The organism is Clostridium sp. AM29-11AC (genome assembly GCF_003480545.1).
Lineage (GTDB): Bacteria > Bacillota > Clostridia > Lachnospirales > Lachnospiraceae > Otoolea > Otoolea saccharolyticum_A.
In genome coordinates this window covers 209,334-235,306 of sequence record NZ_QUJI01000002.1, presented here as the reverse complement: position 1 = coordinate 235,306, position 25,973 = coordinate 209,334, and the positions used below count along the sequence as shown (strand labels likewise).

Genomic DNA, 25,973 nt, shown 5'->3' with positions numbered 1-25,973 from the left:
TATCGAATTCTTATCTGGAAGGTTTCATTCCCATAGACACAGAATATTTTACAGCCTCACATACAGCAAAAGGGCGAATCAACAGCCACCTTCTCCGTTGTTCGCCCTCTCCATCATGGCGCTAGCGCCATGTGCTTATTACATTCAAGGAAAATCAAATCTCCCGTTCCAGCTTCCACAGCTTATGCTTTATTTCCTGTTGGCTTTCGTATAACTCATCTCTCCGGTCGCATATCTCCTTTCCCCGTTTGATAGCCGCATAAATACTTTCCCTCCGTTCCGGCTCGCTTTTCTTATATTCTGCCGTCAGAGAACGGATTTCATTGTTGTTCTGCTTTCTCTGATTGTCCAGTATTACCCAGTTTACCAGCCGTTCTGCTTCCGGGTCTGTTTCAAAATCCACATATTCTATGACTTTAGCACAAAGCCGCAGCATAATCTTTTTCTCCATATCTGTCACAGCGATGCCTCCTTCCTTTTTTGGTGTATGGAATCCATAACAGGCACTTCTGCCACCTTTCGGTTCTCTATGATTTCAGAAACTCTCTGTTCTCCAAACTCTGCTTTCAAGTACCGGAAATTCCGGCTTTCCTCCTGCAAATCAGTATTTTCTTTCTCCAATCGGTCAGTTTTTTCTTCCAGTGAATGATTACTTCTTTGCAGTTGTTCTATCTGATGTTTCAGCTTCTCAACCATTTCTGTAAGCTGTACATTCCGGATCAGCGCCGACACCAGCGTTTCCTTTACTTTCTCCAACAAAGGAATGGCCTTTTTATCCCGGTAAGATTTTGCCGTTGTCACCATCCCCGGCTCCGGCAGCTGCCATGCCGGATCTTCACGAATTACATGGATATTCTTTTCTGTCAGCTTTTTATCGGATGACATTTTCAGAATCTCTTTCTGCATGGCAGCCTTCTGCTCCTGCAAATCCTGTAAATCTCTTTTTTCACCATCGGCAGCAGCCTGAATTTCCGTGATAGTCTGACAGATTTCTTCTTTCTGAGCAGTAAGCGCCAGCACCTCTTTTTCACGCTCCTGTTTCTGAAAATCCAGCACGCTCAGGTGTTTCCTGTGAATCCCCAGTTGCTTCCAGATTACGCCATGGCGCTCCATCACCTTTGCCAGTTCCTTCTTTTCCGCTTCCATCCACTGGCTCTGTTCTGTGGCCTGCCGGGTGCCTCCTTTGAATCCCTGTGAAGCCAGGGCCTGCTTTAAGGAAACTCTGGTATCAAGACCTCGTTTGCTCCCCGTCACAAAGGGAACGAAATCAATGTGAAGGTGCGGTGTTTCTTCGTCCATGTGGAGATGTGCTGAGAATACTCTAAGATTGGGATTTCTCTTTGGAAATTCTTTCATATACTCATCCAGAATTTCTTTCGCCAGTTCACCGTTCTGGCTTCGTGCATTCATATCGTCCTTATTTCCAATCTGGAAAATGACTTCATGAAATAGTTTTTCCTGTTTGGAAGTGCGAATCTTTTCGTAATAATCTGCTATCTTTCTGTCGCTGCGTGTCTGCTTTGCATTATATCGTTCTAAGGCTTCATCAAACAATTCGTGATATACTGCTTTAATATTTTCGTTGCAGTATTCAATATTGTGCTGCGTATAGTCCTCTTTGACATTTTTCGCCTTAAATGCTCTGCTGTTGTGTGTAAGGGAACCTTTCCCTACCATTCCGCTGATTGACCTTTCGATAGACTTGTCCTCCTTCAACTGATACGGGCGGCGTTTAAGCCGCCATAAGGCTTTGTTACTTTCGCCGAAAGTAACGCAAAAGCACTTTTGACAGCCGTACCGTCCATCAAAAGCTGCCTTTGCGCCCTACCGGGGGTCGCCTCCCTTTGGTCGGCGTGTGCCTGCCTTGAGTGAATAAGCTAATTCGTTCAGACTTCTTCACCGGCAGTCAAGATAGCAAGATTCCCCTTTCCCCAGAAACAGGGAATCTTGCCATCTTCCTCACTACATCATCCAGTACCACTGGCTTCCGGTTTTGACGGAATCAATATTCAATTCTTTTTTGGCGTTCCACAAGGTCTTTTTCTTGATTCCTTTTTCCTTTGCTGCGGCATCGATCTCGGCATAGGTCTTCTGTCCGTCTGTCAGAATCTCTTTCAAAAATTCTTTCGCGTTTCTGGTTTTCTGTCCCCTGCGTTCCCCGGACAGGAGTTCATCGGTGCTGATTTCATATTCGCCAATCCATTCAAATCCGTTTTCCTTATCCAGCCGGAAGGCGATAGGCGTTCCCTCCGGGGCCAGCGAGCTTTTAATGTGGCAGGCCACACGCACCTGTTCATCATCCTTCACTCTGCCTACCACCAGAACGCTCCGGGCTGCTGCCTGAAAATCAATGGAACCCAGGCCGCGATAAGAAGACTTTCCGCCAGAGCATTTATTCATATGACCGATCAGCACAATCGCACAGTGATACTTCTCTGCAAGGGTACTGATCCGCTTCATCACCGGACGAATTTCATTGGCCCTGTTCATATCCACATCAGCGCCCAGATAGCCCTGTATGGGGTCTAAGACCACCAGACGGGCGGCTGTTTCCTTTATAGCAGCTTCCAGACGCTCATCCATCATAGTAAGCGCCTTTTCTCTGTCGTCAATGACAATCACCTTGCTGCAATCGGCTCCGGCAGCGGTCAGTCTGGGTTTAATGGTATCGCCCAAACCATCCTCCGCTGTCTGATACAGAACGGTAATAGGGGTTCTTTCTGATTCTGCTTGATTTTCTGTTTCTTCTTCCGGGAATATGGCTTCCCCTCTGGTCAGTCTGGCAATCAGCTGCAGCACCATCGTTGTCTTTCCTTCTCCGGGATCTCCCTGAATAATGGTGACTTTCCCATAAGGGATGAATGGATAAAGCAGCCATTCCACCTTTTCTGCCTGTATTTCTTCCATGGTAATCAATTTTAGTTCTTCCGGCTTCTTTTCTGCCAACTTCGGCACCTCCTTCAAAAATTATATCTTGCTTTTTGGAGAAGCCGCCGCTATACTGGTATTGTGAGATACGGTAACGGCGGCTCGCCCCTGTTACTGTGAAAAACTCTTGCCTGCTACGCAAGGGTTTTTTCTTTCTTATTCTCCTGTCTGAAATAACCTGTTTCTTCCCAGACTTTCCGGTCTGGACAATAGTAGTTGTACTCTGATGAATTTTCCAGTTTGATTGCATATCCAAAGGAAAAGATTCCTTTCTGAAGGCCGTAGCGGATATACTGTGCGTCTTTTCCGATTGCCTTTGCGATTTCTCCCACAGGCACATTTCTTCCGGTAAACGGCGGTAATTCTACATAGTATCTGGTTTTCTCCATTCAAATCCTCCTACTGCTTTAAAATGGTTTCTACTGTTACGCCCAGAGCTTCGGCCAATTTGCAGGCCACCACCGGCGAACAGCTTTTTCCGGCTTTGATACAGGAGATGGTTTGCCGGGAAACACCGCTCCGCTCTGCCAGCATACGGATATTCATTTCCTGCTCGCCCATCAAAATCTGCATTTTTGTTTCGTTTAATCTCATAGTTATCCTCCCTTCTGCAAAAATACGTATTTATAGTTCATATTTTATTATACGTATGTTTACTTCATATGTCAAGATATTTTCATACAAATATGTACTTGTAATTCATATTTCTTTATGCTATGATAAAAATGGAGGTGAACTGAAAATGGCAAATCAAAACAATATCGGCCAGAGAATCCGGGCAGCTAGAAAGAAGAAAGGAATCAATCAGACAGAGCTTGCCACATTGCTGGGCAAATCTCTCCGTACCATCCAGAAATACGAGAGCGGCGAGATTGAAGTTTCCATCGCCATGATTAACGAACTGGCAAAGGTGCTGGATACCACATCGACTTACCTGATCGGCTATGAGCACGATGAAAAGAATATCCGCAGCCTGTCAGATATCATGGATTTTCTTTTTAAGCTGGACAGAGTAAAAGGACTGAACTTCCGCATTGATGTGAAGCGTCCTCCTCATTATGACGAGTGGGAATGTTCGATTACATTCAATGGTAAAGACAAGTCAGCAGATTTCAATGCAGATATGTGTCTGTTTCTGGAAGAGTTTGCTGAGTACCGGGAACAGTACCACAATGGCGGCATGAGCAGCCAGCGGTACAAAGAATTGCAGGATAAAGACCTGGCTTATTATTCTGCTACAGAAGTGGAGGAAAAACCTTTAGACTGAACGCAGATAAGTGTTCCTTGAAAACAGAATATCGAAAGAAAGGATGATTGTATGGCGAAAGCATTACAACGGGCAAACGGAACCGGAAGCGTCTATAAGCTGTCCGGCAAACGCCGCAACCCATGGCGGGCGGTGGTCACGCTGGGATGGGCTTTCAACGAGGAAAAGGGGAGGCTGGTGCAGAATCGGGTGACTGTGGGATATTTCCACACAAAAGACGAAGCCATTCAGGCCCTTGCCAATTACAACGCAAGCCCCTATGATATTCAGACCAACGCCATTACCTTTGAGGAAGTCTATGAGCTGTGGAGCCGGGAATATTTCCCTACGCTGGCGAATAAGTCCAGTATCCGAACCGTCACTGCCGCCTACAATTACTGCGCTCCATTATACAAAATGCGGATGAAAGACATCCGGGTAGAACACCTGGAAGGAACCATCCGGGACGCAAAAGTAGGCAGCGCTACAAAAGGCAGAATCAAATCCCTGTTTAATATGATGTACCGATACGCTATGAAGCATGAAATCGTACAGAAAGATTACGCCCGGCTTTGCAACGCTGTGAAAAGAGAGGCACCAGAACGGGAAATCGTTCCATTCTCTCCTGAAGAAATCAATCTGCTCTGGAAAAATGTTAATGAAATTCCTTTTGCCGATATGATTCTCATTGGAATCTACAGCGGCTGGCGTCCCCAGGAGCTGGCAATTCTGAAAAACGCCGACATTGACCTGGAAGCTGGAATCATGAAAGGCGGTATGAAAACAGACGCCGGAAAAAACCGTATTGTCCCCATCCATCCCCTGATTCGCCCTCTCATTGAACAGCGATATTCGCCGGACAGAGAATATCTGTTCAATGACGAAAACGGCCAGCAGGGAACCTATATGACCTATGACAAATACCGGGGCAGATTCAATAAAGTAATGAAACGCTTGAATCTCACCCATCGTCCCCATGAAACCAGACATACCTTCATCACTAAAGCAAAAGAGTGTCATGTGGACGAATATATTTTAAAACTCATCGTAGGCCATGCCATCACAGACATTACAGAAAAGACCTACACTCACAGAACCATAGAACAATTACAGAAAGAAATATGCAAGATAACAAAATAAGAGATGTTTCGCAAGAAAATCTCAGGGAAACATCTCTTATCTACCATTCTATTTGTGCGCTACGTATGTGTGCTACGTGTGCGCTGCTTGTGTGCTACACACTGATTTTCACACCATTTCAGCACACCTCAGAACTTCTGAACCCCTTATAAAATGGGCATTTCTTAGAACTTCCCAGCCTTAGCAGCTTCCTCAATGGCTACCGCTACAGCAACTGTCATACCAACCATCGGGTTGTTTCCTGCGCCGATCAGTCCCATCATCTCTACATGGGCCGGTACGGAGGAGGATCCAGCGAACTGTGCGTCAGAGTGCATACGTCCTAAAGTATCTGTCATACCGTAGGAAGCCGGGCCTGCTGCCATGTTGTCCGGGTGCAGAGTACGTCCTGTGCCGCCGCCGGAAGCTACGGAGAAGTATTTCTTTCCTGCCTCTACTCTCTCCTTCTTGTATGTTCCTGCTACCGGATGCTGGAAGCGTGTGGGGTTAGTGGAGTTTCCTGTGATGGAAACGTCTACGTTCTCCTTCCACATGATGGCAACGCCCTCGCGCACGTCGTTGGCGCCGTAGCAGTTTACCTTTGCACGAGGTCCGTCGGAGTATGCCTTTCTGAATACTTCCTTTAACTCGCCTGTGTAGTAGTCGTACTGTGTCTCAACGTATGTGAAGCCGTTGATTCTGGCGATGATCTGTGCAGCGTCCTTTCCTAAACCGTTTAAGATAACGCGAAGCGGTTTCTGGCGAACCTTGTTTGCCTTCTCTGCGATACCGATAGCGCCCTCAGCAGCTGCAAAGGACTCGTGTCCTGCCAGGAAGCAGAAGCAGTCTGTATCTTCCTCGAGAAGCATCTTTCCAAGGTTTCCGTGTCCTAAACCAACCTTTCTCTGGTCTGCAACGGAACCCGGGATGCAGAATGCCTGAAGTCCCTCGCCGATAGCTGCAGCAGCGTCAGATGCCTTGCGGCAGCCCTTCTTGATAGCGATAGCCGCGCCTGTGATATAAGCCCAGCATGCGTTTTCAAAGCAGATTGGCTGGATGCCCTTTACCTGGTTGTAAACATCCAGGCCGGCGTCCTTTGTAATTTTCTCAGCTTCCTCGATAGAAGCAATTCCATAGCTGTTTAATACGGAATTGATCTTATCAATTCTTCTCTCATATGATTCAAATAATGCCATGAGTGGTTTCCTCCTTGATATGTAATTAACAATCTCTGAATTTTAAGCACGAAAGCCTGACAGTCCGACGCTGTGCCGGAAATCTGTCCTGCCCGGGAATTTCACTGCTGTCTTTTCTCTGCCGATGCATTCCCCTGTTCCCCGCGCCCATACGTCCCGACAGCCGCATATTCCGGCCGCCATCGGTCTTTTCGTCCATATGTCCCGGCGCCTGTATTCCCTGCACAGACAGAGCAGGCAGACAATTATTCCTCTCTCGGATCGATGATCTTGACAGCGTCAGCCACGCGGCCGTACTGTCCCTTAGCCTTCTCGTAAGCAGTTGTCGGATCGTCGCCCTTCTTGATGAAATCTGTCATCTTTCCAAGGTTTACATACTGATATCCGATAATCTGATCCTCAGCATCCAGAGCAATGCCTGTTACATATCCTTCTGCCATCTCAAGGTAACGCGGGCCCTTTTTCAATGTACCATACATGGTGCCGACCTGAGAGCGGAGTCCCTTTCCTAAATCCTCAAGTCCTGCTCCAATCGGAAGTCCCTCCTCAGAGAAGGCACTCTGTGTTCTTCCGTAAACGATCTGTAAGAACAGCTCTCTCATGGCTGTGTTGATCGCGTCGCAGACAAGGTCTGTATTCAGAGCCTCAAGAATGGTTCTTCCCGGAAGAATCTCTGCCGCCATAGCTGCGGAGTGTGTCATACCGGAGCATCCCAGTGTCTCTACAAGAGCCTCCTGGATCACGCCATCCTTTACATTCAGAGTCAGCTTGCAGGCACCCTGCTGCGGAGCGCACCAGCCTACACCGTGTGTTAAACCGGAAATATCCTTGATTTCCTTAGCCTGAACCCACTTTGCCTCCTCTGGAATCGGAGCTGCTCCATGACAGACACCCTGTGCAACTGGGCACATTTTTTCTACTTCATGTGAATAAATCATTGTAAGACTCCTTTCAAACAAGTGTTTTAGTACATTGTTAATTTTATCACACCGTACATACCGCTATTATCGCATGGAAAAGCGAAATAGTCAATCTCTCCCATGTAAAAAATTACCGCGCCCGCAGCCCCTGTCCCCCCGGACAGTGCAGCCGGCTATTTTCGTCCGTTCCGCGCAGAACTCCTGGCGCAGAACTCCTGAAAAAATAATGCAGAGCCCTGGCGGTATCTCTGCCGCTAAGGCTCTGCTGCATCACCTCTGCCGTTTTTCCGGCGCGTAATTTTCTATCTGTAAATTCTCTGGTATTTTTCACTGATTTTTCTGTATCCGGGCACATCCACTCCATACTTTTCTCCCAGACGCACCACCTCATAAATCAGGCCGTCGATTTCTGACTGGTCCCCCTTTTCCAGGTCTCTCTGCATGGAGGTGGAGGCGGTAGGCTTTAAGGCATCCAGAATTGCCAGATTTCTCTTGACAATATCCTCGCCGAAGTCAATTCCCATGGCTTTGGCCACAGCATCCACCTCCCGGACAAGCTGAATAAAGAAGCCTCGCATTCCGTCATCCTTCTGGATCGCCCCGGCCTCTGCGTGACAGTAAAGGCCGCAGCCTGCCTGAGGAGACACATAGGAAAACTTGAGCAGCGCATCTCTCTCTATATTTTCAGACAGAATCCCCTCGATTCCGGCCTTTCTCAGATCTGCCTCCACAGCGCCAAGACGCTCCCTCTGACTTTCCTCTGCCTTCTGTCCCCTTCGCAGGCCGAATACAACGCGGAACACGTCTCCATGGCGCTTCAGATGTCCGGGGGAGGATATGTTGGCAGAGATGTAGATGCAGCCGTCTGTCACCAGAATTTCAGGCAGCTTCTCCTGGATCCTCCCGCCTGTCCCGTAGATATTGAGAACGGGAATTACAATGGTTTTTTCTCCCGCAGCCTGCCTGATAAAGCTGACGGCCTCCTCCAGCGAGTAGCCCTTGACGCAGACGAAAATTACATCCGGGGCCTGGCCGTCAAATACCTTCGCGCCGCCTTCTCCTCTGTCTGTGCCCAGATATTCTTCCATTGAGCAGGCTTTTACCCAAACGGTGTATTCTCCGCGCTCCGGCGTTTCCAGCCCGAGTCCCTGAGCCCGTATCCTCTGCAAATGCTCTCCTCTTGCAATTACCGCCACATCCAGTCCCGCCTCCGCCATATTGGCGGCCATGAATCCTCCGGTTCCGCCGGCGCCTATAATCAGGTATCTCATCTGCTCTCCTCTCCCTTCCATTTTTATAAGTAGTTTACGCCTTCTCTCCTTCCCCTTCCTGTCCTGCTCTCTTCACTATTCGTTTCAGCACGATGCAGCACACCAGGAAGAAGGTGATTCCCTTCAGGATGCTGGACACCGTCAGCGCCCACCAGATTCCATCCAGTCCCAGAAACGTTGAGCCAAACAGCATGGCAAGGGGAATCCTGGCGCTGGTCAGGATGATACTTATGATGGAGCTGTAAAGCGTCTTTCCCATTCCGGCCAGAGCTCCCACAGTCATCAGCTCCACGCACATGAAAATCTGTCCCACTCCCATAATTTTCAGATAGTCCGCCCCGTAGGGAAGCACATCTGCCTCATGGATAAACAGGCCGAAGATCGGCGTGCTGAACAGGATCATCAGGGCAGTAATGATGCTTCCCCACACTGCCATCATCCCGGCTGCAATAAAATATCCCTTTCTCATACGGCCAAACTGCCTTGCTCCGTAGTTCTGCCCCACAAAGGCGTTGATAGCCATTCCAAATCCCTCTGCCGCCATCCAGGAAAGAGACTCAATCTGGCCTCCTACTCTCTGCACCGCCACAGCCGTATCTCCCCATCCTGTCACAAATCTGGTGAGGATCATGGAGATTCCGCAGTAGATAGTTTCCTGCACAGCGGCGGGAAAGCCAATCTTTACCATAATGATAAAATAGGGAAGAGGCGTTTTCTTCCAAAACTGTATCCGGTTGAAGAGGATCGTGTCCTTTCTTACGTGCCACAGCATCACAGCCGTCACCACTGCCTGGGAAGCCACCGTGGCTGCCGCCGCTCCCGCCACTCCCATTTCAGGGAAAAATCCGATTCCAAAAATCAGCATGGGATCCAGCACAATATTGCTGAGCATTCCGATACAGTTGGCTGCAAACGGAACGCGGCTGCTTCCGATGGCCGTGAACAGGTTCGTCAGCGTCTGGTTCAGGAAGGTAAAGATAATCAGCCCACCTGCGATCCTGAGATAGATAACTGCATCCCCGATAATCTTCGGATCCTCCAGGCCGAAGAAGCCGATCAGCGGATAGGCAAACACATTCATCACAATCCCGTAGATTACCGCCAGGATCACTGCCAGCTGAAGCGCTCCCCTGCCGTACTGGGCCGCCCGCTCCTTCCTGCCTTCTCCCAGCGAGTGGGCGACCTTCACCTGGCCTCCCATCTTGGCCAGCATAACCACTCCTGTGGAAAGCCAGGTATACATTCCGGCCGCTCCCACCGAGGCCACCGCCGTAGCTCCCACACGGCCAATCCATGCCATATCCGTCAGATTATAGGCCATCTGAACTGCCGCTGTTCCCATGATGGGAATAGCCAGCTCTGTCAGAGCGGATATTATTTTTCCGTTCAGTAAATCAACCTGCTTTTTCATTTCTGTCATTCTCCCTCTGCCTCATGCAAACCGGCCGTTTTTCTTAAATTCCTTGGCTCTGCCCGTGTAAACGAGATGAAACACACCTGGCAGGCTTCATCCGCTGCCCCGTCAGCGCCAGGCAAATATACAGACTTATTCGCCTGGCCTGCCCTCCGGGAAATCACAACAGGGACATGATACTCTTTCAAATATCATGCCCCTGCTCTTATCCCTCTTTTATGAGTTTTTATCCTCACATTCAGTCTTTAAAGACCTGTGCCGCTGAACTGACAGCCTGATCCCTCATTTTTCCGGTCTGGCTATTCAGCCTTCTTCCCGGAGAGGAACTCGTCAATTCCCTTTGCACCGGCACGTCCGGCCTCCATGGCGAGAATTACGGTCGCCGCACCTGTCACGGCGTCACCTCCGGCGTAAACGGCCTCTTTTGTGGTCTTGCCGTTTGTCTCATCGGCAATGATGCATTTCCACTTATTGATCTCCAGTCCCTTTGTGGTGTTGGAGATAAGGGGGTTCGGGGATGTTCCCAGAGCCATGATAACCGTGTCCACATCGATGGTGTAGTCGGAACCTGGAACCTCTACCGGACGTCTTCTTCCGGACTCATCCGGCTCACCCAGCTCCATCTTGCGGCATACGATGCCTTTTACCCAGCCGTTCTCATCTGCAAGAATCTCTACCGGATTGGTCAGAAGGTGGAACTCGATTCCCTCCTCCTTTGCATGGTGAACCTCCTCCACACGGGCCGGGAGCTCCTTCTCACTTCTTCTGTATACAATGTAAACCTCTGCGCCCAGGCGAAGAGCTGTTCTCGCTGCATCCATGGCCACGTTTCCGCCGCCTACTACAGCTACCTTATGTCCTGCTGCAATCGGTGTGTCATAATCATCGCGGAATGCCTTCATCAGATTGCTTCTTGTCAGGTACTCGTTAGCGGAGAATACGCCGTTGGAGTTCTCTCCCGGGATTCCCATAAACTTTGGAAGTCCTGCTCCGGAACCGATAAAGACAGCGTCGAAGCCTTCCTTCTCCATCAGCTCATCAATGGTAACAGATTTTCCGATTACCACGTTTGTCTCAATCTCAACGCCCAGCTTCTTTACGTTCTCGATCTCCGGCTGAACAACGCCCTCCTTCGGAAGACGGAACTCAGGAATTCCGTATGTGAGAACGCCGCCCGGCTCATGGAGGGCCTCAAAGATCTTCACCTCATAGCCCATCTTAGCCAGATCGCCGGCGCAGGTAAGTCCTGCAGGGCCGGAACCAATCACAGCTACTCTCTTTCCGTTCTTTGTCTCAGGAGCCTTCGGAACAAAGCCATGCTCTCTCGCCCAGTCTGCGACGAAACGCTCCAGCTTTCCGATGGATACAGGCTCTCCCTTGATTCCGCGGATACATTTACCCTCGCACTGGCTCTCCTGCGGGCATACACGGCCGCATACAGCCGGAAGAGCGGAGGACTTTGCAATGATCTCTGCCGCCTTCTCAATATTTCCAGCCTTGACCTCCTGAACAAAAGCCGGGATGTCGATGGATACAGGACAGCCCTTTACGCACTGTGCGTTTTTGCAGTTTAAGCAGCGCACTGCCTCTGCCATGGCCTCATCCATATCGTAGCCTAAGCATACCTCTTTAAAGTTTTTTGCACGCTCCTGTGGATCCTGCTCTCTCACAGGAACTCTTTTCATCAGATCTCTATTTGCTTCCATTACTCATTACCTCCGCAGTGTCCGCATCCGCCGTGATGGGTGTCTCCCTCTCTCAGTTTTAATAAGGCCCGGCCTTCCTCTGTCTTGTACATCTGCTGGCGCTTCATAGCCTCGTCGAAGTTCACCTCATGTCCGTCAAACTCCGGTCCGTCTACGCAGGCAAACTTCACCTTCCCGCCCACAGTCACACGGCAGGCGCCGCACATTCCGGTACCGTCCACCATAATCGGGTTTAAGCTGACAATCGTCGGGATTCCCAGCTCCTTTGTGAGCAGACAGACGAATTTCATCATGATCATCGGTCCGATGGCTACGCAGACATCGTATTTTTTGCCCTGGTTCTGAACCAGATCCTTTACAACCTCTGTTACCATGCCCTTTCTCTCATAGGAGCCGTCATCTGTGGTGATGTAGAGATTTCCGGCAACAGCCTTCATCTCCTGCTCCAGAATGATGAGATCCTTTGTCTTGGATCCGACAATGACATCCACGTCGATTCCATGCTCATGCATCCATTTTACCTGCGGGTAAACAGGAGCTGCTCCTACGCCGCCTGCCACAAACAGGTACTTTTTATTTTTTAATTCCTCGATGTCCTCTTTCACAAATTCGGAAGCATTTCCAAGAGGTCCCACAAAATCGCGGAACGCGTCTCCGGCCTTTAATCCGGCCATCTTTTCTGTGGAAGCGCCGACTGTCTGGAATACGATTGTGATAGTCCCCTTCTCTCTGTCAAAATCACAGATGGTAAGCGGGATTCTCTCTCCTTCCTCGTCCATCTTTACAATTACAAACTCACCTGGTTCGCAGGCGCGGGCCACCCTGGGAGCTTCCACTTCCATCAGGTAAATCTTGTCGGCCAGCTTCTCTGCTCTTAAAATCTGGTACATGTCTTTTTCCCTCTCCTCCTGTTCTTTACAGCGATAAAATTCACTTTCCATCTATTTTATCATTCCTTTATGGTTCTGACAAGCAAAACAAGAGGAAAATTCATGGTTAAAAGCGTATGAATTCAGATTCTTTTGTCTGATATTTCTATTGTTTGGAATTTTTAGCTCTCTTTTTCGATACATTTTTGTAATTTATTACACATTTTCCCGTCAGAACCCCTGTTTTTTCTGGCGGTTTGACGGATGAAAATCTGCTTTTCAAGGCAGCAGGAAGTAAAATTTTACTGGTAAATCTTCCCCGTTTTTTACTCTGCAAGTTTTACAGCCGGCCGCAGGAATGCAGTCTGCTTCCAGCCCATTAAAAATCTTTTCAGATGATGCGGACTTTTAATCGGGAACATACGGCGGATGACAGGAAAATATAAGGATGACAGGCTTGAAAAACAGGTGAGCCGGCTCTATAATTTCATCAGAATAGATACACAGCAGAACAGTTTTAGGAGGAGCTTACATTGAAAAAGAGAAGAAAAATGAAAATCTGTGTTTTTGCAGCGGGGATGGCCCTCATTCTGGCAGGGTGCAGAAGTCAGACGGACGGCCTGGAGCCTTCTCTGCCCTCGGGTACAGAGGCAGCTTCTGAGTTTTCTGATTCAGATCACCTTCCAGAACGTCTCCCGGAAACCACGTCGGAGTCTGAACTGCCTGAAACGGCTGATGCAGATAAGTCGGAAGCCTCTGATGTGAACTTCTCCGACAGAGAAAATTCTGAAGAGAGAGCTCTGTCCTTCGCCGATCTGAGAGGACTGGAGTTCACCTTTTCAAGCGGCGCGGGAGCCTGGAGCACTTCCCTTGTCATCCGCCCTGACGGCAGCTTTTCCGGAGAATACCTGGACAGCGATATGGGAGACTTTGGCGATACATACCCCAACGGGACAGTCTACCAGTCTGAATTCAGCGGGCAGCTTACAGAGCCTGAAAGAATTGATGCGTATACCTATTCCACGGAAATCGCAGCCATCGATTATGAGAAGGAGCCCGGGACAGAAGAAATCCTGGATGGCGTCCGCCGCCTGTACACCAGCGCAGGCGGCCTGGAAGAGCCTGGCCGAATCCTGATCCGCCTGCCCGGCACGCCCCTGGAGGAGCTTTCCCAGGAATTCAGAGGATGGATTGGATACTTCGACCCTTCCGGGACTTCCGAGACCGCCCTCCCCTTCTTTGCGCTGGAGAATGAAAATCATCAGTACGGCTTCAGAAGCTATGATTTGATTGAGCGCATGGATACTCTGATTTCCGATACTGCAAAACAGGGAGCCCAGCTGGAAGAGAAACTCCGGACAGACGCCTCCCTCGACCAGGCAGAGCTGAATGAAACCTCCATGAATCTCTACAGTCTGTGGGATTTCGCCCTGAATCAGCTCTGGGACGCCCTCGGCAAAGTAAAAACCGAGTCTGAAATGGAACAGCTCACTGTCAGACAGAGGGAATGGATTAAAGAAAAGGAAGAAGCTGTCCGGGCAGCAGGCGCAGAGTATGAAGGCGGAACCATGAAACCCCTTGCAGCCAACACAGAGGCCGCTGAGCTTACACAGAAAAGAGTTTACGAGCTGATGGAGGAGCTTAAATCCCGCTAGAGCCCTATCCCTGCTGCCCTCAGAAAGCTCCAGAGCAGCCTTACGCCGTAGACTGTCATAACCAGGCCGCAGACCAGGTTGATTATGCGCAGTACCCTGTCACTGATCCGGCTTCCGAGCGCAGATACGGTCAGGGACAGAACCGTAAACCACAGGGCTGAGGCGCAGACTGCCCCGGTTATAAAGGAGGCTGCCCCGGAGGGCGCAAGCGCCGCCCTGAATGCTCCCAGCATGAGGGTGCCGTCGATCAGAGCCTGAGGGTTAAGCCATGTGACGACGAAGGCGGTGGAAATCACCTTCCACCCAGGCAGAGGCGGTATGTTTTCTGCCTGGGCACCGCTCACCTTTTCCCTCAGAAGTCCCGCCCCCAGCCAGATAACGATCAGGCTGCCTGCCAGCAGGACAGCCATTCTCAGCCCTTCAAACCGCTGCATAACAGCCCCTGCTCCAAAAAAGCAGGACAGTATCAGAGCCACATCAAAGCAGATCACAGCGGCTGCTGTAAATAGAGCGCGGCGGCGTGTACTGCCAATGGCTGTATTGATCACAAACAGATTCTGCATTCCGATAGGCGCCGAATAGGCAAGCCCCATAATCAGTCCCTGGATAAATTCATTCACGGTTCCCGCTCCTCTCCGCAGATGCAGCTGTCTCTGACTGCTGTTTTTCTCCAATCTTCTCTCCTGCTTTCTGATTCCTCTTTTTTCTTCTCTTTTTCTGTTTTCTCTTTCTGATCGATATTTTACTCCACTCCCGCGCCGCCGGCAAGTATAGCGGGAAAATTTACGCGGTTCTCACTCCGCCTGCCACAGTCATCACAACCTTTACCTCCCGGATCCGCTCTGGCTCAATCTTGGTCAGATCATGGGACAGGACTGCAAAATCAGCATACTTTCCTTCCTCTATCGTCCCCTTTTCCTTTTCCTCGAACTGAGAGTAAGCGCTGTCTGCCGTATAACCTCTGATTGCCTCCTCCGCGCTCATTTTTTCCTCTGGGTACCATCCGCCTTCCGGGAACCCATTGTAATCCTGTCTCGTCACCGCCACATAGATGCCGTCAATCGGGTTAATGGACTCAATCGGGCAGTCGGAGGACAGGGAAGTATGAATTCCCATCTGTTTCATGCTGTGGAACCGGTAGGAGTATTTCAGCCTTTCCTTTCCCACCCGCTCCTCGGCGCAGTGCATATCTGACTGCACAAACACCGGCTGTACGTAGCCGATAATCCCGCCCTTTTTCATCCGTTTAAAAATATCGGGCGCTGCAAACTGGACATGGACGATTCCATGGCGGGCATCCTCCCTGGGCGCCTCCTGCTGCGCTTTCTCACACGCCGTCAGGATCATCCGCATAGCGGCATCCCCGATGCCGTGGCAGGCTGTCTGCATCCCGTTTCTGTGAGCCAAAAGGATCCTCTCGTTCAGTTCCTCCTGGGTGAACACGGCAATCCCCCTGTTCTCCGGGTCGTCTGCGTAGGGCTCTGACAGGGATGCGGAGCGGGGGCCGATGGAGCCGTCAGTCAAAAGCTTCAGAGGCCCGATTTTGAACCACTCATCCCCTGTTCCGGTGCGGTACCCCTCATCTAAAAATTCCTGGAACCGGGAGAGATCCGGCAGAAGGCACTGCTCATACACGCGCACCTTCATTTTGCCCTCTGCCTCAAGCTCTTTGTAGGCCTTTACCACTTTTCTCCAGTCCTTGTCCGAAAAGGTTTCAAAGTCGTCGCTCTGAACAGAGGTAATTCCCACTGCCGCGGCCTCATCCATGGCGCGCACAAGCAGCTCCTTAATCTCCTCCACGCTCTTTGCAGGCTGTTTTTCATAGGCCAGGTAACGGGCTGTCTCCCGAAGGATTCCCAGAGGCTCTCCCTCCTCATCCCGGACAATCTCCCCTCCTTCCGGATCCGTCGTGTTTTTTCCGATTCCCAGCACCTCCAGGGCCTTCGTATTGACTGCCACCGTGTGCTCGCAGACGCGGGTAAATAAAATCGGATGCTCGGTGGAAATGCGGTCCAGATCATGACGGTTCAAAAAGCGGGGCTCCGGGAAAAAATAGTGGTTCCATCCGCAGCCGATGACCCACTGGCCGGCCGGGATCTTCTTTTCCTTAACATAGCGGATTCCCGCCTCCACAATCTCCTCCACGCTGTTCAGTCCCTCCAGATGCAGTTTTGTGAGGGAGTAGGCATAGTTGAGAAGATGGATATGGCTGTCATTGAATCCCGGCACTACCATTTTTCCCTCCAGATCGATGACCTCTGTCTCCTTCTCTCTCCCCTGAAACTCCGCCAGCACCTCCTCATCGGTACCTGTCCTTACAAACCTTCCGTTTTCCACTGCAAAAGCCTGGCAGCGTTCAAATCCTTCCTTCGCTGTAAATACATTTCCATTCTTATAAATCTGAATCATTTCGCTCGCCTCCCCGTTCTTAATCAGCCGGCTTTTCGCCTTCTTTTCACCTTTTTGCCAAAACCCCTCTTAGCCCTCCGGCTCACCCTGAAGCAGCAGTCTATGCTGTCTCTCCTCCGTCAATCGGAATATGCTGCCCTGTAATGTATTTTGCCTCGTCTGAAGCGAGGAAGGCAAACAGAGCTGCCACCTCCTCCGGATCAGCGTGGCGCTTCATGGGGATCCCCTCGTTTACCTTCTCAAGCATTTCCTCTGTGTATTCTGCCTTCTGCATCGGCGTAAGCACATAGCCCGGACAGATGGAATTAACCCGCAGCCACGGCGCGCATTCCAGAGCCAGCGTTCTTCCTAAAAGGATCACGGCAGCCTTTGACGCGTTGTAGTCGGCGTAGAAGGGATGCCCCTCCATTCCATTGGTGGAGGCGGTGAAAAGAATCACACCGGTCTGCTGAGGCTCCATCCTGAGAACCGCTTCCTTGGCGCACAGATACATACCGTCCAGGTTGACTCCCATAACTTTTTTCCACTGGGCGAAATCTGTGTCGCGGAACAGTTTTCTGATGCTGATTCCTGCATTGGAGATCAGCACATCCACGCCGCCGATCAGGCAGTCCGCCGCCCGGAATCCATCCTTTACGCTCTCCTCGCTGCTTACGTCTACCTTCACGGCTCCGGCCAGCCCCGGAAGCTCCCCCTTCGCCCTCTCAAGGGCTTCGTCGCTGATATCAAAGATTACCACTTTGGCACCTTCCTCAATAAACCGCCGCGCCGTGGCCTGGCCGATGCCGCTGGCTCCTCCTGTGATGATTACCCTCTTTCCCTCTAATTCCTGATAGCGCTTCATTCACATTCTCCTTTCCTGTTCTGGGGACCGTATTCTGTCCTCATAAACTGTTTTCTGTCTTTGCAAAATATAAAAAAGCAGATTTCATGCCAGTATTGGAAAACGGAGAAGGATTTTTAAATTTCCGGGAAAACAGCCAAAATCCCCTGTAATTATCTGTATCCGGCAGCTTTCTCCTCCTCTCTTCACCTCTGCTTTCACGGAGCAGGCCGCGCCGAACCGGAGAGCGGACACGCAAATTTTTTCCCGGCTGTAAAAATTCTGTTCCTCCCCGAAGGATGAAAACAGACCGGGAAAAGGCGCAGAAAGACAAAAAAAACGGCCCCTGACAGGGCCAGAATGGCCTGCAGGGAAACCGATTTTCATTCCTGCTATTCTGCTTTTATATTTTGTGCCGCCGCTGCGTTTTTCCCTTGCGGCCGGGCTTTCTCGTTTTCAACTGTGTTCCAGCTGGTAGCACTTCATCTTGTATCGGAGATTCTGCCTCGATATTTTCAGTTTCCCCGCTGCCTCAGCCATTGTCTTGGAGCGTTTCAGCGTTTCAGAGATAATCTGCTTTTCGTACTCATCCATCATCTCCTTGAGGGAGCCGGCAGTTGGGACGGAAATCATGTTGGGAGTCTTAAACATATCATTTTCCGTGCTGACCTGAACCAGTTCCGGAATGTCTTTCATGGTGATAATCCCGTTCTGAGCCGTGTTGAAAGCGCTTTCAATCGTATTTTTCAGCTCCCGGATATTGCCCCTCCACTCATAGTTCAGAAAGGCATTTTTCGTCAGCTCACTGATCCCGTGAATGTGCATCCCCATCTCCTGATTATATTTTTCGATAAAGTGTTCTGCCAGAACCATAATATCCCCTCTCCGCTCCCTGAGAGGCGGTATCCTGAGCTTCACTACGCCAATCCGGTAGTACAGGTCCTCCCTAAGCCGCCCCGCTCGCATGACCTCCGCCGGATCCTCATTCATGGCGCAGATGATCCGGACATTAAACGGAATCTCACGGTATCCTCCAAGCCTGCGCGCCTTTTTTTCCTCCAGAACCTTTAAAAGCTTTGCCTGCATGGACAGTTCCATGGAATTGATCTCGTCGAGAAACAGAGTGCCCCCGTCCGCCAGCTCAAACAGACCCTTTCTGGTTTCGGCGCCAGTGTAGCTGCCCTTTTCCGTCCCGAAAAAGATCCCCTCCAGAAGATTGGCCGGAATGGCGGCGCAGTTCTGGGAGATAAAGGGCTTATCCGCCCGGTCGCTGCACGTGTGGAGAGACTGGGCTACCAGCTCTTTTCCTGTCCCTGTCTCACCCATAATAAGAACTGTGGAATTATTCCTCGCAACATGGCGGATCCGCTCTTTCAGCTCCTCCATCTGGGAATCTTCTGTGATAATATTCTCCAGGCAGTAGTATTTTCCCCTCCTGCCCGGCAGAGCCTTCGCCTTCTCCGAGTAGTGGACCGAAGCGCACAGCGCCCCGATGATCACACCGTTCACCTCGATAGGAAGCGTTGTGCTCAGGCAGTGAACCAGCTCATTCTTCCAGGTGAGGATTTTCTGCTCCACCTCAAAACTGGGATGCCCGGTCCGCAGCACCTGCATAATCGTGCTTTCCCTGCTGTCCATCTGCGGATATACGTCCAGAATATGCTTTCCCACCACTTCCTTGGGATAGAAAAAGGCGTCATTTTTCCATTTCGCATACTCTATGTATCCCTTGCGGTCACAGATCAGAACCGCGTCCGTGTTCTCATGCATTCCGAGTGCCTGCTGTACATACTGGCTGAACATATAACCACACCCCTTTATTCTTCTTCTCTTCCTGCCGCCCTGAACAGCACAGACCGGACAGAGGAAAGCTCTGTTTTCAGTTTTCCCTCTGTCCGTGTCCTGCGCGGGCAAATTATCGCTTCAAATTATCACAATTATACCACCGTTTTCCTATTCATGTCCACAAATGGTTAATCTTCCATACCAGATTCTGACAGCCTTTCTGCTCTATTCTGATTTCTCTATGGGTCTGTACGTTTTTCTGCTCGGTATCTCCCCTGTCTTCCACTGGAATTTTCCCGTAAATCCGTAGATAATTGCGATAATCGGGACAATCCAGTTGAATACGGAAAATGGGAGATATGCTATACAGGAGACTCCCAGCGTTGTAGATGCGAAGGAACCGCAGAGATTCCAAGGAATCAGAAGAGAGGTTACTGTTCCTGAATCCTCCAGTGTCCTTGAAAGCGTCTGGGGAAGCATATCTTTCTTCTTATATTCTGATACAAACATTCTTCCCGGCAGAACGATGGACATGTACTGGCTGGCAGTAATCAGGTTGACCAGTATAGCTGTAACAACTGTAGTGCAGACCAGGCTTCCCACGGTTCTGGTAAGAACCTTCAGCTTCTCTAAAACAACCTCCAGCACGCCCAGCTTCTCCAAAAGCGAACCGTATACCATTACGATGATCGTAAGGCTTGAAGTATAGTTCATGCTGAACAGGCCGCCTCTCGACAGAAGCGAGTCAATATCTGCAAAGCCTGTCTCCGACACATAGCCGTTTTCCATAATATTGGCAATGGAAGGAAGTGTTTCGCCCTGCATGAAAATCGCAATGGCAGCCGCCACAATACCGGAAATCAGCAAAGTGGGAAGGGCAGGTTTTTTCATCACTGCAAGCACAATAACCAGAACCGGCGGAATCAGGGTGATAATATTCAGATGGAACTGGCTTTCCAGAGCTGCCAGAATCGCGCTCACCGTTTCTGTGTCTGCGCTTCCGCCGTGCTTCATTCCCAGAACAAAAAATGCAACCAGGGCAATCACGATTCCAGGACCTGCTGTGTAGACCATGGCCTTGATGTGGTCAAACAGATCTCCCTCTGCCACAGCCGGAGCCACGTTGGTCGTGTCGGAAAGCGGAGACATTTTATCTCCGAAAGCCGCTCCGCTCACAATTGCGCCGGCGGTCATAGCCGGATTGATCTCGAGTCCCATTCCGACGCCTATCAGCGCCACGCCTACCGTTCCAATGGTTGACCAGGAACTTCCCGTGGCCAGGGAGGTAATCACACAGGCCAGACAGGCTGTCACCAGAAAGATGGATGGATTAATCAGTTTAAGCCCCCAGTAAATAATCATCGGCACCGTCCCGCTGGCGATCCACGCGCCCATCAGACATCCGATGCTGTACAGAATCAGAATCGTCGGAACTGCCAGCTTACTGCCCTCAAGGATCGCCTCCTCCACTTTTGAGTAGGGACATTTCTCAATCGTCAGCACCAGCACAGCCACCCCAAAGGCTGTCAGCATCGTGACGTGGAGCTTTTGATCCAGGTAAAAAATTGCGGCTGCCATGGAAATAATCAGATATCCCACAATAATCAGCGAAGCCGCAAGGGAAGGCCGAAACGGCTGTTCCCCGATCTTCAGAATCTCCGTATTAGAATTTTCTCTTCTTTTTTCCGCTTTTCCCTCATTGGCCATACATATCTCCTCCTAAAACAGTTTTCTGCGCCGGCACCTACTTATCAAGCAACCTTCATGCCAGATCGTTTTCTGCCTGAATTCCCCTGTTTCAGGGATCTTTTCTGCCTCTCCCAGTGCCTCTTTTCAAAAAGCGGGGCAAATTTTTTACAAGATGCGCCGGTGCATGGAACCGTTTTTTTACCAGAAATATATTCAGCCAGCCATGGGGATATTCGACCCCTGTTCCCTCCTCTTCCTCTATTTATCTGTTCTCACATACCTGCGGAATTCATAGCACAGGTCAAAGTAGGTCTGCTCATCGCTTACATCCGTTACGCGCCAGCCCTCTTTGTCCAGGTTCACCATATAGGTATCCGCGTGATACTCATAATCAATAAAGGTAATATGAGCCACCCCGCAGTAGGGCAGAAACTGCTCATAGATACTCTGTCCCCCGATAATAAAGATATCCTCGTCCCTGTACACGGACAGCTTTTCAAGAGCCTCCTCCACGCTGTGAACTGCAGTGGCTCCTTTTACGGAGAAAGACGGATCTCTTGTGAGCACAATATTTGTCCTGCTGTCTAACGGCCTGCCTCCCGGGAGCGCCGCAAGAGTCTTTCTCCCCATAACCACTACCTTTCCGATGGTTTCCTGCCGAAACAGTTTCTGATCGGCCGGAATGGTCACTAACATCTGCCCCTTTCTTCCAATGGCCCAGTTTTTATCGACTGCTGCTATTAACTGCATCTTTTTCTCCTTTCCGCTTTTCCTGTTTTCTGGATTTTCCTGCCTTCACAGGGTATGCCGAAGCCTCACCGAACGGCGGCATTCTATACGTCTCACTTCTCTCCCGTCTGTGCTTCTTAATTTTATTTCAGAAGCTCCGGGTACTGCCGCCTCAGCGTTCTCATCATGCTGGCCGCGTTGATAAAAAACGCTTCGTCAGGCTGTTCTTTTTTATCTACCTTGCCGTGGAATACCCTCTCCATCTCCTGCAGGGCTTCCTCATCCGTATCTGTCTCATTCATAATCCGGATCATCGTATCACGGCTCTCCCTGGCAGTCTCTAACAAAAAGTCCCAGATACCCGGCATATCTTCCTCATCCACCAGGCCGTAATGGTTCAGGATAATCTCCCTGACCGGTATCTTCTCAGAGCGGAGGATGGACTCTTCCACTCCCCTGTAGTCCACGAGAAAGCTGGGCATATACTCCTTTTTCCGGTTCATGACTCCCACTGTTTCGCTGCAGAGCATCACCTCTTTGTTCACCACATAGGACAGGGAACATTTCGTATGTCCGATCGTTTCAAAGGCATACACCTGATCCCCTCTGATGTCTGCCGTTTCCCCGTCCTTTAAGGCAATATCCACCTTAAGATCCCTGTCGTCATACTCACTGTCCCAGGGAAGCCCCGAGGCCTCTGCTGCCTCCCTGCTGAGCCTCCGGATGGTTTCCAGAGCGCCCGGCTTTACAAGGATTTCCTTTGCCCGCTCTGACGCATACACCTTCACTCCCGGCCACTCTCTGCGCACAGCGGGAAGCCCTGCCACATGATCGTAATGGGAGTGGGACAGGAGCACTGCATCCAGCTCCTGCCCGTCAAGCTCCTCCCTGATTTTCTTTATCATGGCGTCAGCGGCGTAGGCCATCCCCGCCTCAAAAAGAATATTGGCTTTTCCCCTCAGGAGGAAAACCGCTCCTTCTCCAACGCCTGTCACATCTATAATTTTCATTTCCTTATCCACCTTTCCCGGATTTTTCCTCCTGCCCTGCGCCTTTCTCTGAAACTGCAGTCAGGACTGCTTTCACTGAAGGCCGAATGCAGAGCCCTCCATCAGGGCCAGGCAGGCAGCCTCCTGCGTTTTCGTAGTATAGCACAGAAGGACGCGGGCAGGCAAGGCGTTCTGATGTTTACTCCGCCTTCCTTTTCAGGTATAATCAGAAGGAACTGCACGAAATCTGCCTGTCTTTCTGGCAGCCCAGAATATTGGGACAAACCGATCATATTAAGGCCCTGTCTGCTGCCTGCAGCATGGGCTTTTGCATCCTGCAGTCCCAGTACTGAGGCGCGGGCGTTTAATTGTCATTGCATTCTGCCCGCCGGACAGGTATAATACTTTCACAGCCATTTAACATACAGCAAGAAGAAAAGAAATGAGGAAATCCCTATGATTCAATTAGAAAGAACCAGTGTGATGAACCTGGAAAACGCGATCCGCGGCGCCAGAAACCCCATGAACAGCTGGAACCGTTCCGACAGCTACTACGACGAAAATGGAGCCTATATTTTAGGACCCAATGACCTGGACCTGGCCAAACGGCTCAGAAAAGCCGGAAGCGATCACCGCAAGTTTGTGCGCCAGATTTTCGTTTCCGTGGATATCACTGCACCTCTCTACTGGTGGAAGGAATATGACACCTACAAAATTGCCACTGTAGCCAATTCCTGCAGCACCATGCATAAAATCCACAGCAAGCAGTTTACTATGGATGACTTCAGCTGTGATCACATGACAGACGGGGCAAAGGCTTTCATGCAGACAGTGGTGGACAAGCTGGAGGAAACCAGAAAACGGTATCTTGAAACAAAAAGCAAGGAGGATTGGTATGATTTAATCCAGCTTCTTCCCTCCAGCTATAATCAGATGAGAACCTGCTCTTTTAACTATGAAACTCTGATCAATATTTATCATGCCAGAAAAGATCACAAGCTGGCCGAGTGGCACGTTTTCTGCGACTGGATCCGTACCCTGCCCTACGCCAAAGAACTGATTACAGCAGAAGAAAACTAATTATCCCTGGATATAAAATCCTTCGCCCAGAAGTTCTTCCGTCTCTCTGAGCATGGCCGCCGAGGTGCCTCCTGTTTCCTTTGCCAGTTCCAGGGTAAGGTAATTAATGAGGCAGACAGGAGCCGCATAAGAGTTCTGGTAAGAGGAGGTCTTTACGCGGCACGGGATTACCAGATCTGCATATTCACCTGCAATGGAATAAGAGGCTGACGCCACGAGCACAATCTTCACCTTTCTTTTTTTCATCCAGCGCATCAGCCTCACCATTGCCGTGTTATAACGGGGAAATGCAAACAGAATGCACAGATCCCCCTCTTTCATATTCAGCATCTCTTCCGGGTACTCGAATCCGGTAAAATTTATCATTCTAACATTTTTCCTTATTCTTCCCCAGCTTGCAAAGGAATAGTAGGCCAGTGAGAACGCCATTCTCATTCCAAGAACATACAGGTTTTTTGCAGAAATCATCAAACGGGCCGCCAGATTCAGATCTTCCTGTTTCAGGCTTCTCATCGTCTCTCTTATGTTTTTCAGATCTGTTTCAAATGAGGCTTCAAGCTGGCTGCTTTTTTTCTCTTCCTCCAGTCTCGGAACCGAATCTTTATTTAGCACAATATCCTGCGCGTCTTTCTGAAGTTCCGTATACCCGCTGTATCCTAACTGCCTTGCAAAACGGATCACCGTAGTGGTACTCACGCCTGCAAGCTGGGCCAGTTCCTCCAGTGTTCCCACGGCAACCCGATCCATATGATAAAGAAAATAATTGGCCACCTCTTTGTGGGATTTAGTCAGTTCGTCAAAATGTTCCGTCACCCGGTTTATGAAATCTCCCATGGTTCTCCTCCTGTTTCCTGATTATAGGTTCATTATGCGGCATATCGTGTCCGGCCGCTGCGTTCTAAACTTAACGGGAAATATGACAACGCAAAAAAGAGTACTGTCCTATGCGTTTAGACTGCTTTCTATATGAAATCTGCCCAAGCACAAAACAATACTCCGGTTATTATACAATATTTCCCTTTTCTATTTCAATATTCCGTATAACAGAACGTGTCATATCCTGATTCAGTATCCCTGTTTTCTCAGTCGGAACGATTCATCTGCCGTTTCCTCGCCGGAACCGTTATGGACAGTACGGAAACCACAATAAACAAAACTCCGACCCAAGTCTTAATTACCACGGCTTCGTGAAACAAAACCGCTCCTAGGACGACGCTGGTAATCGGCTCAAAGGTACTTAAAACGGCAGATTTCCTGGCGCCTATATCTGCAATTCCTATTTGAAACAAAATGCAGGCAACTATTGTTATCATAAAAGAAAACGCTGCGGCAAACAGCCATCCTCTGGCTGAATGCAGAAGTACGAAAGAATCCGTGAACACAGCAAACAAAAAGGCGATCACTCCCGAAACAGCTGACAGATAAAAATTCATTTTAAAGGGACGGATAAATTTTAACTGGCTTTTGTCAAAATACATCATATAAAAAGAATAGGTAATGCCGGAAGCCAGCGCCAGGAAAATGCCTTGCGCCCCTCCTTTCTGCCCAGGCTCGTAAAAGCAGATAAGACCCAAAACGCAGAAGAAAACGGCGGCCTTCCCCGCCGCACCTAATTTTTCTTTAAAAATCACGACTCCTGCCAGAATTACAAATACAGGATAACTGAAGTGAATCGTGGTAGCGCTGCCGCTGGATATATAATTGTAAGAAGAAAACAGAAGGATGGGCGTAGCGCAGAATCCGGCGCTCAGAGCAAGCATCTGCCTTAACTGTATGGGATTCAGGCGCATTCTCCTTTTGAGCGCCCGGACCCTTTGTTTATACACTGCAGTACCGACACTGCGGACAGGCCGCCCCGGCTGCTGCTTCAGAACTTTCATCTGTTCTCTCAAAGCCAGAACCAGAAGAACAGGCAGCGATATGCTATACCTGTAAACCACAAGACTCACAGAGGTACATCCTTCTGCATAAATCACTTTCGCCGCCAGAGGCATACATCCAAAAATAACAGCGGAAATCATTACAAACATAAATCCTCTGAATTCTTTCATGTTTTTATTTCCCTCCAAATCTGAAAAAAGTCTGAAATTTTTTCTCCGGCTGCAGTTTTCCTCCCGGCCTGTTAGTTAATACGGCAGGGAATCT

At 49.8% G+C, this 25,973-nt stretch carries 24 protein-coding genes; 4 read left to right on the top strand and 20 right to left on the bottom strand.

Annotated features, from left to right (window positions below):
- Window positions 1-154 precede the first annotated feature (154 nt).
- The 5 genes from DW757_RS02835 to DW757_RS02815 all read right to left on the bottom strand — a co-directional run bounded on the left by DW757_RS02835 (window position 155) and on the right by DW757_RS02815 (window position 3,522).
- Window positions 155-451 carry a hypothetical protein gene (locus tag DW757_RS02835; protein ID WP_243033329.1) on the bottom strand — a complete coding sequence of 99 codons (297 nt, stop codon included), beginning with the start codon at window positions 449-451 and terminating at the stop codon, window positions 155-157.
- Window positions 452-456: 5 nt separating this feature from the next.
- Complete coding sequence (locus tag DW757_RS02830) at window positions 457-1,677, bottom strand: plasmid recombination protein (protein WP_182433234.1); 1,221 nt, start codon at window positions 1,675-1,677, stop codon at window positions 457-459.
- A 285-nt stretch (window positions 1,678-1,962) separates the two neighbouring features.
- Window positions 1,963-2,907: an AAA family ATPase gene (locus tag DW757_RS02825; protein WP_118750930.1), complete on the bottom strand. Its 945-nt coding sequence runs from the start codon at window positions 2,905-2,907 to the stop codon at window positions 1,963-1,965.
- A 155-nt stretch (window positions 2,908-3,062) separates the two neighbouring features.
- Window positions 3,063-3,317 (bottom strand): hypothetical protein, encoded by a 255-nt coding sequence (locus DW757_RS02820; RefSeq protein ID WP_118750924.1) that lies wholly within the window; start codon window positions 3,315-3,317, stop codon window positions 3,063-3,065.
- A 10-nt stretch (window positions 3,318-3,327) separates the two neighbouring features.
- Window positions 3,328-3,522: a helix-turn-helix transcriptional regulator gene (locus DW757_RS02815; RefSeq protein WP_118750923.1), complete on the bottom strand. Its 195-nt coding sequence runs from the start codon at window positions 3,520-3,522 to the stop codon at window positions 3,328-3,330.
- 148 nt (window positions 3,523-3,670) lie between these two features.
- Between DW757_RS02815 and DW757_RS02810 the strand changes: the two genes are divergently transcribed.
- Both DW757_RS02810 and DW757_RS02805 read left to right on the top strand, forming a co-directional pair.
- Entirely contained in the window at window positions 3,671-4,195 is a 525-nt protein-coding gene (locus DW757_RS02810) for a helix-turn-helix transcriptional regulator (RefSeq protein ID WP_118750922.1), read from the top strand.
- A gap of 51 nt (window positions 4,196-4,246) precedes the next feature.
- Window positions 4,247-5,314, top strand: a complete 1,068-nt coding sequence (locus DW757_RS02805) for a tyrosine-type recombinase/integrase (RefSeq protein WP_118750921.1) — start codon at window positions 4,247-4,249, stop codon at window positions 5,312-5,314.
- Between the two features lie 164 nt (window positions 5,315-5,478).
- Here the strand turns inward: DW757_RS02805 and DW757_RS02800 are convergent, their stop codons facing one another.
- From DW757_RS02800 to DW757_RS02765, 6 genes are all read right to left on the bottom strand, one after another.
- Entirely contained in the window at window positions 5,479-6,489 is a 1,011-nt protein-coding gene (locus DW757_RS02800) for a GGGtGRT protein (RefSeq protein ID WP_008395059.1), read from the bottom strand.
- Between the two features lie 245 nt (window positions 6,490-6,734).
- Window positions 6,735-7,427: a nitrogen-fixing protein NifU gene (locus tag DW757_RS02795; protein WP_008395057.1), complete on the bottom strand. Its 693-nt coding sequence runs from the start codon at window positions 7,425-7,427 to the stop codon at window positions 6,735-6,737.
- 284 nt (window positions 7,428-7,711) lie between these two features.
- Entirely contained in the window at window positions 7,712-8,680 is a 969-nt protein-coding gene (locus DW757_RS02785; protein WP_243033326.1) for a 2-dehydropantoate 2-reductase, read from the bottom strand.
- 34 nt (window positions 8,681-8,714) lie between these two features.
- The gene (locus tag DW757_RS02780; protein WP_118750919.1) at window positions 8,715-10,100 is read right to left on the bottom strand and encodes an MATE family efflux transporter; all 1,386 of its coding nucleotides are present in this window, start codon (window positions 10,098-10,100) and stop codon (window positions 8,715-8,717) included.
- 293 nt (window positions 10,101-10,393) lie between these two features.
- Window positions 10,394-11,800 (bottom strand): NADPH-dependent glutamate synthase, encoded by a 1,407-nt coding sequence (gene gltA, locus DW757_RS02770; RefSeq protein WP_087384069.1) that lies wholly within the window; start codon window positions 11,798-11,800, stop codon window positions 10,394-10,396.
- Window positions 11,800-12,690 (bottom strand): sulfide/dihydroorotate dehydrogenase-like FAD/NAD-binding protein, encoded by an 891-nt coding sequence (locus tag DW757_RS02765; RefSeq protein WP_021965966.1) that lies wholly within the window; start codon window positions 12,688-12,690, stop codon window positions 11,800-11,802. Before DW757_RS02765 ends, gltA begins: the two co-directional genes overlap by 1 nt.
- A 512-nt stretch (window positions 12,691-13,202) precedes the next feature.
- On the opposite strand from DW757_RS02765, the gene DW757_RS02760 reads away from it, so the two are divergent.
- Window positions 13,203-14,324, top strand: coding sequence for a lysozyme inhibitor LprI family protein (locus tag DW757_RS02760; protein WP_118750918.1), 1,122 nt, complete (start codon window positions 13,203-13,205; stop codon window positions 14,322-14,324).
- On the opposite strand, the gene DW757_RS02755 is transcribed toward DW757_RS02760, so the two are convergent.
- The 7 genes from DW757_RS02755 to DW757_RS02720 form a co-directional block, all read right to left on the bottom strand.
- Window positions 14,321-14,998: a LysE family transporter gene (locus DW757_RS02755; protein WP_243033323.1), complete on the bottom strand. Its 678-nt coding sequence runs from the start codon at window positions 14,996-14,998 to the stop codon at window positions 14,321-14,323. The two genes, DW757_RS02760 and DW757_RS02755, sit on opposite strands and share 4 nt — an antisense overlap.
- Window positions 14,999-15,107: 109 nt before the next feature.
- On the bottom strand, window positions 15,108-16,733 hold the full coding sequence (locus DW757_RS02750) for an amidohydrolase (RefSeq protein ID WP_015573753.1): 1,626 nt from the start codon (window positions 16,731-16,733) through the stop codon (window positions 15,108-15,110).
- Between the two features lie 100 nt (window positions 16,734-16,833).
- Window positions 16,834-17,577, bottom strand: a complete 744-nt coding sequence (locus tag DW757_RS02745; RefSeq protein ID WP_015573752.1) for an SDR family oxidoreductase — start codon at window positions 17,575-17,577, stop codon at window positions 16,834-16,836.
- Between the two features lie 435 nt (window positions 17,578-18,012).
- Window positions 18,013-19,326, bottom strand: a complete 1,314-nt coding sequence (locus DW757_RS02735; protein WP_243033320.1) for a sigma 54-interacting transcriptional regulator — start codon at window positions 19,324-19,326, stop codon at window positions 18,013-18,015.
- A 240-nt stretch (window positions 19,327-19,566) separates the two neighbouring features.
- Window positions 19,567-21,048, bottom strand: a complete 1,482-nt coding sequence (gene nhaC / locus DW757_RS02730) for a Na+/H+ antiporter NhaC (protein WP_118750915.1) — start codon at window positions 21,046-21,048, stop codon at window positions 19,567-19,569.
- A 240-nt stretch (window positions 21,049-21,288) separates the two neighbouring features.
- On the bottom strand, window positions 21,289-21,780 hold the full coding sequence (locus tag DW757_RS02725) for a dihydrofolate reductase (protein ID WP_015573749.1): 492 nt from the start codon (window positions 21,778-21,780) through the stop codon (window positions 21,289-21,291).
- A 122-nt stretch (window positions 21,781-21,902) separates the two neighbouring features.
- Entirely contained in the window at window positions 21,903-22,769 is an 867-nt protein-coding gene (locus DW757_RS02720; protein WP_087384057.1) for an MBL fold metallo-hydrolase, read from the bottom strand.
- Between the two features lie 435 nt (window positions 22,770-23,204).
- On the opposite strand from DW757_RS02720, the gene DW757_RS02715 reads away from it, so the two are divergent.
- Window positions 23,205-23,828: a hypothetical protein gene (locus DW757_RS02715; protein ID WP_087384054.1), complete on the top strand. Its 624-nt coding sequence runs from the start codon at window positions 23,205-23,207 to the stop codon at window positions 23,826-23,828.
- Here the strand turns inward: DW757_RS02715 and DW757_RS02710 are convergent, their stop codons facing one another.
- Complete coding sequence (locus tag DW757_RS02710) at window positions 23,829-24,662, bottom strand: MurR/RpiR family transcriptional regulator (RefSeq protein ID WP_087384051.1); 834 nt, start codon at window positions 24,660-24,662, stop codon at window positions 23,829-23,831. It lies immediately after the preceding gene.
- 248 nt (window positions 24,663-24,910) lie between these two features.
- On the bottom strand, window positions 24,911-25,879 hold the full coding sequence (locus tag DW757_RS02705; RefSeq protein ID WP_118750914.1) for a DMT family transporter: 969 nt from the start codon (window positions 25,877-25,879) through the stop codon (window positions 24,911-24,913).
- Window positions 25,880-25,973: the final 94 nt, after the last annotated feature.

What these genes read in the sequence shown, in the direction of transcription:
- DW757_RS02835 (WP_243033329.1), bottom strand. Translation starts at nt 451, where the DNA reads ATGGAGAAAAAGATTATGCTGCGGCTTTGTGCTAAAGTCATAGAATAT.
- DW757_RS02830 (WP_182433234.1), bottom strand. Translation starts at nt 1,677, where the DNA reads ATGGTAGGGAAAGGTTCCCTTACACACAACAGCAGAGCATTTAAGGCG.
- DW757_RS02825 (WP_118750930.1), bottom strand. Translation starts at nt 2,907, where the DNA reads ATGGAAGAAATACAGGCAGAAAAGGTGGAATGGCTGCTTTATCCATTC.
- DW757_RS02820 (WP_118750924.1), bottom strand. Translation starts at nt 3,317, where the DNA reads ATGGAGAAAACCAGATACTATGTAGAATTACCGCCGTTTACCGGAAGA.
- DW757_RS02815 (WP_118750923.1), bottom strand. Translation starts at nt 3,522, where the DNA reads ATGAGATTAAACGAAACAAAAATGCAGATTTTGATGGGCGAGCAGGAA.
- DW757_RS02810 (WP_118750922.1), top strand. Translation starts at nt 3,671, where the DNA reads ATGGCAAATCAAAACAATATCGGCCAGAGAATCCGGGCAGCTAGAAAG.
- DW757_RS02805 (WP_118750921.1), top strand. Translation starts at nt 4,247, where the DNA reads ATGGCGAAAGCATTACAACGGGCAAACGGAACCGGAAGCGTCTATAAG.
- DW757_RS02800 (WP_008395059.1), bottom strand. Translation starts at nt 6,489, where the DNA reads ATGGCATTATTTGAATCATATGAGAGAAGAATTGATAAGATCAATTCC.
- DW757_RS02795 (WP_008395057.1), bottom strand. Translation starts at nt 7,427, where the DNA reads ATGATTTATTCACATGAAGTAGAAAAAATGTGCCCAGTTGCACAGGGT.
- DW757_RS02785 (WP_243033326.1), bottom strand. Translation starts at nt 8,680, where the DNA reads ATGAGATACCTGATTATAGGCGCCGGCGGAACCGGAGGATTCATGGCC.
- DW757_RS02780 (WP_118750919.1), bottom strand. Translation starts at nt 10,100, where the DNA reads ATGACAGAAATGAAAAAGCAGGTTGATTTACTGAACGGAAAAATAATA.
- gltA (WP_087384069.1), bottom strand. Translation starts at nt 11,800, where the DNA reads ATGGAAGCAAATAGAGATCTGATGAAAAGAGTTCCTGTGAGAGAGCAG.
- DW757_RS02765 (WP_021965966.1), bottom strand. Translation starts at nt 12,690, where the DNA reads ATGTACCAGATTTTAAGAGCAGAGAAGCTGGCCGACAAGATTTACCTG.
- DW757_RS02750 (WP_015573753.1), bottom strand. Translation starts at nt 16,733, where the DNA reads ATGATTCAGATTTATAAGAATGGAAATGTATTTACAGCGAAGGAAGGA.
- DW757_RS02745 (WP_015573752.1), bottom strand. Translation starts at nt 17,577, where the DNA reads ATGAAGCGCTATCAGGAATTAGAGGGAAAGAGGGTAATCATCACAGGA.
- DW757_RS02735 (WP_243033320.1), bottom strand. Translation starts at nt 19,326, where the DNA reads ATGCATGAGAACACGGACGCGGTTCTGATCTGTGACCGCAAGGGATAC.
- nhaC (WP_118750915.1), bottom strand. Translation starts at nt 21,048, where the DNA reads ATGGCCAATGAGGGAAAAGCGGAAAAAAGAAGAGAAAATTCTAATACG.
- DW757_RS02725 (WP_015573749.1), bottom strand. Translation starts at nt 21,780, where the DNA reads ATGCAGTTAATAGCAGCAGTCGATAAAAACTGGGCCATTGGAAGAAAG.
- DW757_RS02720 (WP_087384057.1), bottom strand. Translation starts at nt 22,769, where the DNA reads ATGAAAATTATAGATGTGACAGGCGTTGGAGAAGGAGCGGTTTTCCTC.
- DW757_RS02715 (WP_087384054.1), top strand. Translation starts at nt 23,205, where the DNA reads ATGATTCAATTAGAAAGAACCAGTGTGATGAACCTGGAAAACGCGATC.
- DW757_RS02710 (WP_087384051.1), bottom strand. Translation starts at nt 24,662, where the DNA reads ATGGGAGATTTCATAAACCGGGTGACGGAACATTTTGACGAACTGACT.
- DW757_RS02705 (WP_118750914.1), bottom strand. Translation starts at nt 25,879, where the DNA reads ATGAAAGAATTCAGAGGATTTATGTTTGTAATGATTTCCGCTGTTATT.